Annotated in this window: 10 protein-coding genes; 4 read left to right on the top strand and 6 right to left on the bottom strand. The window is 60.4% G+C overall.

Annotated elements, in window-relative coordinates; translation table 11 throughout:
- From gyrB to K9U15_RS01695, 6 genes are all read right to left on the bottom strand, one after another.
- Complete coding sequence (gyrB, locus tag K9U15_RS01720; protein ID WP_204244325.1) at positions 1-1,971, bottom strand: DNA topoisomerase (ATP-hydrolyzing) subunit B; 1,971 nt, start codon at positions 1,969-1,971, stop codon at positions 1-3.
- A gap of 309 nt (positions 1,972-2,280) precedes the next feature.
- The gene (locus K9U15_RS01715) at positions 2,281-2,985 is read right to left on the bottom strand and encodes a phosphoadenosine phosphosulfate sulfotransferase (protein WP_301155516.1); all 705 of its coding nucleotides are present in this window, start codon (positions 2,983-2,985) and stop codon (positions 2,281-2,283) included.
- Positions 2,982-4,226 carry a DNA replication/repair protein RecF gene (locus K9U15_RS01710; RefSeq protein ID WP_301155515.1) on the bottom strand — a complete coding sequence of 415 codons (1,245 nt, stop codon included), beginning with the start codon at positions 4,224-4,226 and terminating at the stop codon, positions 2,982-2,984. Before K9U15_RS01710 ends, K9U15_RS01715 begins: the two co-directional genes overlap by 4 nt.
- 24 nt (positions 4,227-4,250) lie before the next feature.
- A complete protein-coding gene (dnaN, locus tag K9U15_RS01705; protein WP_096227512.1) occupies positions 4,251-5,351 on the bottom strand; it encodes a DNA polymerase III subunit beta in 1,101 nt (366 codons plus the stop codon).
- Between the two features lie 681 nt (positions 5,352-6,032).
- Positions 6,033-7,634, bottom strand: a complete 1,602-nt coding sequence (gene dnaA / locus K9U15_RS01700; RefSeq protein ID WP_301155514.1) for a chromosomal replication initiator protein DnaA — start codon at positions 7,632-7,634, stop codon at positions 6,033-6,035.
- A gap of 93 nt (positions 7,635-7,727) precedes the next feature.
- Positions 7,728-8,570: an ATP-binding protein gene (locus tag K9U15_RS01695; RefSeq protein ID WP_301155513.1), complete on the bottom strand. Its 843-nt coding sequence runs from the start codon at positions 8,568-8,570 to the stop codon at positions 7,728-7,730.
- 842 nt (positions 8,571-9,412) lie between these two features.
- On the opposite strand from K9U15_RS01695, the gene rpmH reads away from it, so the two are divergent.
- From rpmH to K9U15_RS01675, 4 genes are read left to right on the top strand one after another with little or no spacing between them, the layout of a single operon-like run.
- Complete coding sequence (rpmH, locus tag K9U15_RS01690; protein WP_041239173.1) at positions 9,413-9,547, top strand: 50S ribosomal protein L34; 135 nt, start codon at positions 9,413-9,415, stop codon at positions 9,545-9,547.
- A 14-nt stretch (positions 9,548-9,561) separates the two neighbouring features.
- Entirely contained in the window at positions 9,562-9,891 is a 330-nt protein-coding gene (rnpA, locus tag K9U15_RS01685; RefSeq protein ID WP_123672957.1) for a ribonuclease P protein component, read from the top strand.
- A 19-nt stretch (positions 9,892-9,910) separates the two neighbouring features.
- On the top strand, positions 9,911-10,144 hold the full coding sequence (gene yidD, locus K9U15_RS01680) for a membrane protein insertion efficiency factor YidD (protein WP_096228620.1): 234 nt from the start codon (positions 9,911-9,913) through the stop codon (positions 10,142-10,144).
- Between the two features lie 48 nt (positions 10,145-10,192).
- Positions 10,193-10,963, top strand: coding sequence for a YidC/Oxa1 family membrane protein insertase (locus K9U15_RS01675; protein WP_096227515.1), 771 nt, complete (start codon positions 10,193-10,195; stop codon positions 10,961-10,963).
- Positions 10,964-11,023: the final 60 nt, after the last annotated feature.

Raw genomic sequence — 11,023 nt, 5'->3', positions numbered from 1 at the left:
TTAAATGTCCAGGAAACGGACGTCGCGGGCGTGCTTCTGGATGAACTCCTTGCGGGGCTCCACCTGGTCGCCCATGAGCTCGCTCACCACGCGCTCGGCCTCGGCGGCGTCGTCGATGTTCACCTGCAGAAGCGTGCGCGTCTCGGGCTCCATGGTGGTCTCCCACAGCTGGTCGGGGTCCATCTCGCCAAGGCCCTTGTAGCGCTGGACGTCGAACTTATCCGGGTTGTCGTACTCCGCGAGCACCGAGCCGAGCGCGCTCTCGTCGTAGATGTAGCGCTCGATCTTGGGGCTGCGCGAGTTCTTCTTCTTCAGGCCGAAGATGGGCGGCTGCGCGATGTAGATGTAGCCGCGGTTGATGAGCTCCGGCATGTAGCGGTAGAAGAACGTGAGCAGCAGGCAGCGGATGTGCGCGCCGTCCACGTCGGCGTCGGTCATGATGATGATGCGGTGGTAGCGCGCCTGGTCGGCGTCGAAGTCGTCGCCGATGTTCGTGCCGATGGCCGTGATGAGCGAGCTGATGGTGTCGCTGGAAAGCGAGCGGTGAAGGCCCGCGCGCTCCACGTTGAGGATCTTGCCGCGCAGGGGCAGGATGGCCTGCGTCTTGCGGTCGCGGGCCTGCTTGGCCGAGCCGCCTGCGGAGTCGCCCTCTACGATGAATATCTCGGAGTCGGCCGGGGTCTTGGACGAGCAGTCGGCCAGCTTGCCCGGCAGCGCGAACGAGTCGAGCACGCCCTTGCGGCGCGTCATCTCGCGTGCCTTGCGGGCGGCCTCGCGCGCCTTCAGGGCCTGCGTGGCCTTGTCGATGATGCGCTTGGCCGGCTTCGGGTTCTCCTCCAAGTATTCGGCGAGGCCCTGCGTCACGGCGTTCTGCACGAGCGGGCGGATCTCGGTGTTGCCGAGCTTCGTCTTCGTCTGGCCCTCGAACTGCGGATCGTGCAGCTTCACCGAGATGATGGCCGCGCAGCCCTCGCGCGTGTCGTCGCCGGAGAGGTTGGAGTCCTTCTCCTTGAGGATGCCCTTCGCGCGGGCGTACTCGTTGATGGTACGCGTGACGGCCTGCTTGAAGCCGTCGAGATGCGTGCCGCCCTCGTGCGTGTTGATGTTGTTCGCGAAGGCCATGACGGAGTTCGTGGAATAGGACGACGACCACTGCATGGCCACCTCCACCGTGCCGTCATCGTTCTCGGCCTCGAAGTAGATGGGCTTGTTCAGCGTCTCCTTGCCCTCGTTCAGGAACTTCACGAAGTCCACGATGCCGCCGGCATACTGGAACACCTCGGTGCGCGGCTCGGGCGCGAGGTCGGACAGCGTGCTGCCGGGGTTCGCGCGCTCGTCGTGCAGGATGATCTTCAGCCCCTTGTTCAGGAACGCCATCTCGCGGAAACGGCTGGCCAGCGTGTCGTAATCGTACACCGTGGTATCGGTGAAGATGGTGGGGTCGGGCCAGAACGTCACCGTGGTGCCGTTGCCGCGCTTGACCTTGCCCACTTCGCGCAGCTTCTCGGCCGTCTTGCCGTGGTCGAAGGAGATATCGTACTGCACCCCCTCCTTGAACACGCTCACCTCCACGCGCGAGGACAGCGCATTCACCACGGACACGCCCACGCCGTGCAGGCCGCCGGACACCTTGTAGCCCTCGCCGCCGAACTTGCCGCCGGCATGCAGGATGGTGAGGACGACCTCCACCGTGGGGATCTTCTCCTTGGGGTGCTTGTCCACGGGGATGCCGCGGCCGTTGTCGTCGACCGTGATGGAGTTGTCGGGGTGGATCCACACCTCGATGGTGTCGCAGTAGCCGGCGAGCGCCTCGTCGACTGCGTTGTCCACGACCTCGTACACCAGATGGTGTAGGCCGCGCGGGCCCGTCGAGCCGATGTACATGCCCGGACGCTTGCGGACCGCCTCCAGGCCCTCGAGGACCTGGATGTCGGAACCGTCGTAATGGTCAGGTTTGTTTGCCACTGACATGCTCCTTTTTCAGTGCGTTTTTCGTGAGGACGCGCCGCGGTCCCGCGCGCGACGGGCGCGGGCGGCGCAGCCGTCGCGGGGCCGTTTCAACCGAGGCCGCATTGCGGCGGTCGGATGGCGGGACGGCAACTGGAAAATTGTACCATAACCACGGTACGGCACCAACAATTTCAACGCCTTTTAAAGGCTTTGAGAAGCCGTATGAGGGGAGATTGGACGAATGTGTAGTAATTTTGTCGAAACGGTCGTTCAGAACCTTGTAGGAGCAAGCTTCGCATCCCCTGGGACGGGATTGGCCGCAAAAGGCCTCTAACGGCGCGGCGCAGAGGGACGCCCTCCCTTGGCGCTCCCGCCGGACGCCCCCGGGCCCCCGCCCACCGTCGGCGACCCGGGGGCGGACGCGGCGGCGTCCGCCGCGTCCCCATCGCTGCGCGCGGCGCTCGCCAGCAGGGCTCGGTAGAGGGCACGGCGCACGGTTGGGTCCTCCACTTGGTCGGCGCTCTGATGCACGGCGGCCAGCTGGCCCTCCGTCAACGCGCGGGCCGTGCGCACCGGGCGCACGAAGGAACGGGCGGGCGCGCCGGGGCGAGCGGCCTCCTCGCGGAAGGGATGGCGGTTCTTCATGTCGCGGGTGGAGGGCAGTATCCGCAGCGCTTCCACGTCCTCGCCCTGTTCCTTGAACTTCATCTTCAGCAGCTCCTGGCGGTTGTCCAGCTCGGAGCGCACCATGCTGTCGTCACAGTACACGGCCAGCACCTTGCCCGCCACGGACCCTTGGGTCTCGCTGCGCGGCCGGTCGAAGCGCCGCAGGTTGCCCCCCTGCTCGCCCGACATCACGTACACGCTGTTCGTATGGTCGAGCACGAGATCCGCCGAATCACCGCCGAAAACGGCTCCGACGGCATTCCTCCACAGATCGTTCACCTCCGCGAAGCGCAGCGCCTCGGCGCCGCTGGGGTTCTTCTCCTCCAACATGGCTTTCAACCGGTCAAGGTCCGCCTTGAGCTTCCTCATCGTCCACCCTCCCCCGTTGACAGGCCGGCCGCCGCAGGGCCGATCCCAGCGTGTCGCCGATCCGCGCTGCGCTCGCCCGCGGCGTCCGCACCAGCCGCGCCCGATGCGCCCGCCTCACCCGGATCCGCCGCGCCTTCCAGCGGCAGTTCCACCACGCGGGCACGGGCGAGCAGGTCCTCGTCGAAGTAGGCGAGGTTAGCGGTGGTGATGAACGTCTGGATGTCTCCCTCGATGAACGACACGAGCGCGTTGCGACGGCCCTCGTCGAGCTCGCTCATGACGTCGTCCAGCAGCAGCACCGGCTTCTGGCCCAGCATCTCCTGGATAAGCGCGGCTTCGGCCAGCTTGAATGCCAGCACGACGGAGCGCTGCTGGCCCTGGCTACCGTAGAGCGCCACGTTGCGCCCTGCGATGAAGAACTCCACGTGGTCCGCATGCGGGCCCACGAGCGCGCGCCGGCGCGCACGTTCCTCGTCGCGTCGGCGGGTGATCTCGGCCTGAAGCCGCTTGCGCGCCTCGTCGCGCCCGAAGGCGAACGTGGCCGGGAGGTCCGGATCGTGGGGCTCCCACGACGGCACGTAGCCCATCATCAGCGCCTCGCGCCCGCCGGCGATGGCGGCGTAGTAGTCGGCCACGCGAGGCGCCAGCTTCTCCACGAGCGCGGAGCGGTAGCATGCCAGTTGCGCTCCGCACGTCACGAGCGTCTCGTCGATGCTCGCCACGAGCTCGGGGGGTGCGTCGTCTTTCAACAGGCGGTTCTTGTAGCGCACCACCTTCTCGTAGTCCTTCTTTATGACGTAGTGGTTCGCCGAGAGCTGCGAGCCCAGCGCGTCGAGCGCAGCGCGCTTGACCGCAGGCGCTCCCTTCGCCAGCTCCAGATCGTCGGGTGCGAACGTCACGGAGGGCACAAGCCCCTTGAGATCGGCTGTTCGCTTGCCCTTCCCGTTCAGAAGATAGCGCTTCTTCCCCTCGCTCACTTGGAGCGACAGCGCGAGCTCGCGGCTGCCGTCGGTCACGTCCGCGTCAAGGCGCGCGAAATCGGCGCCCTGGCGCACTATCTGCTCGAGGGAGGGGCGGCGAAACGACTGCAGCGCCGTGAGGAGCTGGATGCCCTCCACCACATTCGTCTTTCCCACGGCATTCGGGCCCACGAGCACCGTCAGCGGCCCCAAGGCTGACAATTCGAAGGTCTCGTAGTTCCTGAAGTTGCGAAACGCTATGCGTTCGATACGCAGGTCCATGGGATGCAGAGGGTGCGGATGCGCCTAGGCGATGCGTACCGGCATGACGAGGTACAGGAAGTTCTCCGGCTCGGCTGCCTTGAAGATGCCCGGCTTGAGCGACGACTGCACCTCCAGGAACACCTCGTCGGTTCCCACGGCGGCAAGGCCGTCGAGCAGGTACGCGTAGTTGAAGGCTATCTCCACGTCCTCGCCCTCTCCGGAGCACGCGATGGTCTCCTGCGCCGAGCCCACGTCCTGGGCCACGGACGACAGCTGCGTGGTCTGCGAGGCGATGTTAATGTCGAAGCGCACGGGCGAGGAGGACTGGCCGAGCAGCGACGCGCGTTTCACGCCCGCCACGAGGTGTTCCACGGGCATGCTCACGCGGGTAGTGTGGGAATCGGGCAGCAGCTGGCGGTAGTTCGGGAAGTTTCCCTCTATGCGGCGGTTCACGAACACCGTGTCCTGGTAGGTCACGACGATCTGGTTCTCGGCCAGCGCGAACGAAACGGGTCCGTCGGTCTTCGGCAGCGCGGCGATATCCTGCAGGAACGTGCCTGCGATGACGGCCTGAAACTCCTCGCCCGCGTACTCGGGCAGCTCGGCCTCGGTGATGGCCAGGCGGTACGAGTCGGTGGCCACCATCTTCAGGCGCCCGTCTTCGATGGTGATAAGCACACCGGTGAGGATGGCCCGGCTCTCGTCCTTCGAAACCACCCGGGCCACGCGACGAACCATGGACGAGAACTGGGCGAACGGGATATCCACGCGCTGGGTCACGTCGACATGCGGAAATCCGGGGAAGTCGTCGGGATTGAGCGCCTTGATGGAGAAAGAGGCCGTGTCGCAGGTGATGACGGCGTTCTCCTCGTCGGCCTCCACATGCACGGCCGCGTCGGGAAGGTTCTTCACGATATCGGCGAACAGCTTGCCGGGCACGACGGCGCGGCCGGGCTGCTCCACGAGGGCGGCAACCGTGTACTGCACGGACAGCTCGAGGTCCGTGGTTTGCAGCGTGAGGGAGTCGTTGTCCGCCTCGAGGAACACGCCGGAGAGGATGGGAAGCGTCGATCGCGTGGCCACGCCCTTGAGCACCACGCTCAAGGCGTTCTGAAGTTCCGATTGGTTGATGCTGAATTTCAAGGCGTTCCCTTTCTCTCACCTATGCGCGTGCGCAGTTCCACCCAGTATGGCAAACATCACGTCATGTTACGCTGCCATTATAAATTCTCCCGGTTATTTTGCCTCACGGTTTTGTCCGGCTGCGGCGGGTACGCCGCGATTCTTTTCTCTAAAGGTCTTCCTTTAATTTATCTGAGTTTTTAATAATGATAATAATAAGGACGGTGGATTTGTGGATAACTTGCATCATCCCTCTTCAACATCCCTTTTTATTGCTGTTTCCGCCGTGGAGGACACGTACCCTCCCTCAACATCTTTTATCGCTTTCATTATCTTTCCCAAGCAAACCGGTGGTTTTCACCAAGTTGCCAGTCATCTTTCAGTCATGTTTCCGCCGAACGATCGTTCGCTCTATGCCAATCCGCGGATCTTGCGGTGCTCGGAAAAACTTCCAATAGCGAAGGCTTCGCATGCAACGTCAGCCTTGAGCTTGAATGCCGTGCGGACGAGTTGCCTGTGTTTCACGTGAAACAGCACAGCGGTGCCGTCGAACGGAAATGCGCGTTCGGTCGAATCGAGCGTGTTTCACGTGAAACACAGGAGGTGCGATCAGGCCCGCCACGGCCCGCCCAATAGGATGTTTCACGTGAAACATCCGGCGGGGTTTACTTCTCTCCTTGTTTTCCCGTCATCTGCTGAAGCTTATATTTCCCGGATGAGCTGCTTCAGGGTTTCCAATTCCTCGCGCAGCTCGCGGCTCTCCTTCATCTTCTCCTCCACGTTCGTCACCGAGTACATGACGGTGGAGTGGTCGCGGTTGAACTTCTTGCCGATGTCGTTGAACGGCAGGTCGAGCATCTGCCGCGATAGGTAGATGGCGATCTGCCGCGCGTAGATGATGTTGCGCGTGCGCTTCTTTCCCACCAGGTCGGCGTGACTCACCTTGTAGAACGTCTCCACTTCCTTCTGGATGTCGGCGATGGTCAGCCGCTTCGACGGTCCGCCTGAGAAGTGGTTCTCCAACAGGCTGCGCACATCGTCCAGGCTCAGGTCGGGCTGGTTGAAGAACGTCATCTGGTAGATCACCTTCGTCACGGCGCTCTTCAACTCGCGGATGTTCGAGCTGGAGCTCTCCGCGATATACATCTGTATATCGTCGGGGATGGAGAAGCTGGCTTTTCCCTCGGTGGCTCGGTACTCGTCCACGAAACTCTTCACGATGCCGAGCTTCGTCTCTATCTCCGGCGGTTGAATATCGAACGTGCCGCCGGAGTTGAAGCGGCTCTTGTAGCGCTCGTCGATGTCGATGTTCTTCGGCGCGCGGTCGGCCGAGAGCACCACCTGGCGTCCTTGGCCGGTGAGCTTGTTGAATATCTGGAACACGATATCGAGCGTCTGCTTCTTGCCCTGCAGGTACTGCACGTCGTCGATGAGCAGCACGTCGGCTTCCTCGTAGCGCGTCTTGAAGTTCTTGTAGCTGGATTTCTCCTTGTCGTGCGCAGCACTGGCTTCCATGTAATCAGAGAGCAGCTCGGCCGAGTCCACGTAGATGGTAGAGAGGTTGGGCATGGCCTCATGCACATAGTTCTGGATGGCGCGCAGCAAGTGGGTCTTTCCGAGGCCCGACTTGCCATAGATGAACAAGGGGTTCAGGTGCGCCTTGCCCGGCATCTCGGCCACGGCCACGGCCATGGAGTAAGCCATGCGGTTAGAGTCGCCGATGACAAAGTTCTCGAATGTGAGCGTGGACGTGGGCCTATCGGGTCCGCCCGGCTCATCTTCGTCTTGGTAGACGTCTCCCAGGGCATCGTCGCCGACCGGCTCGTAAGCGTCGGCGATCTGGGAGGCGATGGGCGATTGTTCGGCCGCCGTCTGCTGGGAGGGGGGTTGGGAGGCCGTAGGCGCCCCTGCCGTGTAGCCGCCGACGCCTGCAGGTGCTCCTTCTGCAGCAGCGGCCGGTGCCCCTGCCGGCGCTATCGTCGCCGACGAAGGCGCGGCCGGCGCCGAGGCAACTGTGCCCTGGGCCGCTCCTGCCGCCTCCGCTGCGATATCCACCTCGATGAGCACGGTGAACGCCGTGCGGTACAAATCCATGAGCGCCTGCTTGATGAAGTCGACGTAGTGCCGCTCGATCCATGTCTTGATAAAGTCGTTGTCGGCTGTGAGCATGAGGAAATCCTCGCTCATCGCCTGGGGCTGCAGCCGCGAGAAGAAGGCATTGATCTGCGAAGGGTCTATGTTGTTGTAGCTTTTGACCTGATCGCAAACTGCGCGCCAGACCTGCTCGAGCTTTTCGCTTTCCATGGTTATTCCCCTCTTGAGGAGGTTTTACTTACGGTAGAACGGATGCCGCCCTGTTGCGTCCTGCGACGGCGGGTGCCCGTCCCTTCGTGGCGATTATAGCGAATTCGCCACGTGGAAGCCCAGATCGGTCAGAATGCGCTTCTGCCCGGCGGTCTTCTCTATAAGGCCGGCCTCTTCCAGCTTCGAGAGGGTTACGTACGTGCTCGACTGGGGCACTCCGGTGAGCCGGGCTAGGTCGGTGACGCCCAGTGCACCCTCGCTCAAGAAGATGGGCAGGAAGTCGCGCTCGCGCTGCGATAGCGGCGGAAGCGGCGGCATTGCCGGCTGCGGAGCGTACCCTCTTCCGCTATTGGCAGGTCTACGCTGGTCATAGGGTGATTCCGATACGTAGGCCGCCGGTTCCTCATTGCTTTTCAGGCTGATGGTGACCACTGCGCCAGTACCGAGGTTATCTTCGATCGAGATGGTGCCGTGCGAGAAGTCCAGGTACTCCTTCACGATGGGCAGGCCCGATCCGACACCGCGGATATAGTGTTTCATCGGCTCGACGGCCGATGTGAAGCCGGGCAGCTGCGCCTTGTCTTTCATCATGATCCCCGGACCTTGGTCGGCGAACCTGATGGTGTTCCCCTCGTCAAGGATGGAGACGATGATCTCGGCGAACCGTGCATGGATGAAGTTTTCCGACACCTCGCGGATGACGGTATAGGGAATCGTACCGCCCGCCATCTTCGCCTGTTCGTAGATTTTCGAGGCAAGGTGCTCGATGAAGTCCGCCGTGGGTGCCGGCTGGATCTCGGTGATACGCGGCGCGCTGCGGAGATCATCGTACTGAGCTATGCGCGCAACGGTCTGCACATAGGTATAGTCGAACGCACCGGCGTTGCCATCAGCGGGTTCATTGCCTTGGTTTGAATGTTCAATCTGGTCGTTCAATGGTATTCCGTTTTTCAGATTCGATATTCAACATTTTTCAAAGACATTCAACGGCATTGTACCTTTTTTTTATGCGTGAATCTATTCACCTGCGGAATTCATGGATTGAATTTGCTTTCATTCACTATCGAATGAAAATGAAAGCAGTAACGAAGAGGGTTTTTCAGAGTTTTCAACATTTTATTCAGAAAAAGTGGAAAACCATGAACAAGACTGAATGGAGAATTCTGGAAAACGTTGAAAAGCGCCTGAATTGTTGAAATTTTCATTGACTTGCAAGAGGAAAGGGTTTCCCCAGATAGGATTCATCTACCCATGCAAATGGTGTCGATTCGGTGTAAGGAACATTGCGATACGGTAACCTCTGAAAATAATTTGTATGGTGGATCGGTGAGAAATACCAGATCAAAAGCGTGTTCATTAAGAGTGGAATCCAAAATGGCTGATAGGGCCTTTGTAAATTCCTTTTAAACACACCCTTGACAAACGGCTGTCGTTAGAGATTTCCACAAAGGCCGCCGAATGAAATCGTAGTTTTCCCCATTTTCCACAATTTATCGCTCACTTCGAGCATTAATCCTGATTGGTTATGTTGGGAAAAAGCCGTGGCAGGCGCTCTACCATAGGTTTTCCCCTCAAGAGAGTTATGAAAACGGTATGGAGGTGAACAGGTGTTCTTTCCTTAAGTGGAAAACGTGTATGACGAATCCCCCCGTTTCCTTGTCTCCGAACGACTCATCCTTCGATTTATTGCCGCTGCTTCGAGGAAAAACGCTTGACGGCCCGGCAACATGATATATACTTTGGAAGTTGCTCTTGAAAGTATCGAAAGGGAAATGACCATGAAGCGCACGTATCAACCTAACACGCGCAAGCGCGCCAAGTGCCACGGCTTCCGTGCCCGCATGTCGACGAAGGGTGGCCGCGCCGTCCTGTCTGCTCGTCGCGCCAAGGGACGCAAGCGCCTCTGCGTGTAGCCAGGGGTTCTGGGTTGGAGACCATAAAATCCAACGCGGAGATATCGTCCCTGTTTACCCACGGCAAGCGTTTGCACACGCCCTACCTCACGTTCATCGTGGTACGCAACGAAAAGCAGCACGACCCATCCGGTCGTGCTGCTTTTATTGCTGGGAAGAAACTGGGCAATGCAGTGTGGAGGAACGGCGCCAAACGGCGCATGAGGGCGATATGTCGCGAACTTGGCGGCCCTTGGAGGGGCTACGATGTGATTTTCCTCGCAAAGTCGAACATCGTGCGGGCGTCTTATAGTAAAGTGCTAGCAGCATGTGACGATACGTTGAAGCGAGCCGGGGTGCGATGAGGTTCACGCGATGGGGACGATCTCCGATTTCATAAAACACCTGCCCTGCAAGACCGCGGTGTTTATGATCACGTTCTACCGCGCAGCCATCTCTCCGCTTTTTCCCTCGTGCTGCCGTTTCACGCCAACTTGCTCTGAATACGGGATCATCGCGTTTCGGCGCTACGGGTTCTGGAAGGGGCTGAAGCTGACGGTGAAGCGGATTCTACGATGCCGTCCGGGAGGCCCTCACGGATACGATCCCGTCCCTTGACCGGGAGGATCGTGCGGCTTCTTTGGTATATAGGAAGGAAAAAGCTACATGTGGGACGCATTTAAGGATCTGATATTCCAGATCATCCAGTTCTTCTATAATTTCTGCGGGGACTGGGGCCTGGCGATTATCATCGTAACGGTCATCTTCCGCGTGCTGATCTCGCCGCTCATGCACAAGCAGACGAAGTCTTCTTTCCAGATGCAGAAGGTCCAGCCTCTGATGAAGGAAATCCAGACGAAGTATGCCGACGACCCGCAACGGCAGCAGGAGGAGATGCAGAAGCTCTATGCCGAGGTGAAGTTCAATCCCCTGGCGGGCTGCCTGCCCATGCTCCTTCAGATGCCTATCTTCATGGCCCTGTTCCAAGTGCTCTCCGAGATGGGGGCCCGTACCGAGGGCTCCACGTACGAGTTCTACAACCTGGTACCCAGCCTTGTCGAGCGGCCGTCCGAGGCGTTTGCACAGGGTTTTGGAACATTTGTTCCCTATTTGATCCTCATGGTGGTGTTCGCTGGCGCCACGTTCCTCCCGATGGTTCTGCAGCAGATGAACAACAAGGACAACGCGCAGCGCAAGCAGATGGTGATCATGTCCGCGGTCATGAGCGTGTTCATGCTGTGGATCAGCTGGGGCTCTCCGGCTGGTGTTCTGCTGTTCTGGGGTGCTTCCTCGCTTATCGGCCTCGGCCAGCAACAGATCTCCATGCGCATCATGAAGAAGCGCGACGCGGAGGCTGCCGAGACCATCGAGGTGAAGCCGATCGAGGTCGACGTCACGCGCAAGGTTAAGAAGCCTCGTCCGACGAAGAAGCGCTAGGCTTCGCACCGATTGTTTCACGTGAAACAATGGGGCTCGGAAGATCGGTTTCTCCCCGCC

Source organism: Gordonibacter sp. RACS_AR68 (assembly GCF_030418485.1).
In the GTDB taxonomy this organism is placed as follows: Bacteria; Actinomycetota; Coriobacteriia; order Coriobacteriales; family Eggerthellaceae; genus Gordonibacter; species Gordonibacter urolithinfaciens.
This window is presented reverse-complemented; position numbering and strand designations above follow the sequence as displayed.

Bases quoted from the DNA above. Each gene is read 5' to 3' on its own strand.
- K9U15_RS01675 (WP_096227515.1), top strand. From the start codon at position 10,193: ATGTGGGACGCATTTAAGGATCTGATATTCCAGATCATCCAGTTCTTC.
- K9U15_RS01710 (WP_301155515.1), bottom strand. From the start codon at position 4,226: ATGGACCTGCGTATCGAACGCATAGCGTTTCGCAACTTCAGGAACTAC.
- rpmH (WP_041239173.1), top strand. From the start codon at position 9,413: ATGAAGCGCACGTATCAACCTAACACGCGCAAGCGCGCCAAGTGCCAC.
- K9U15_RS01715 (WP_301155516.1), bottom strand. From the start codon at position 2,985: ATGAGGAAGCTCAAGGCGGACCTTGACCGGTTGAAAGCCATGTTGGAG.
- gyrB (WP_204244325.1), bottom strand. From the start codon at position 1,971: ATGTCAGTGGCAAACAAACCTGACCATTACGACGGTTCCGACATCCAG.
- dnaA (WP_301155514.1), bottom strand. From the start codon at position 7,634: ATGGAAAGCGAAAAGCTCGAGCAGGTCTGGCGCGCAGTTTGCGATCAG.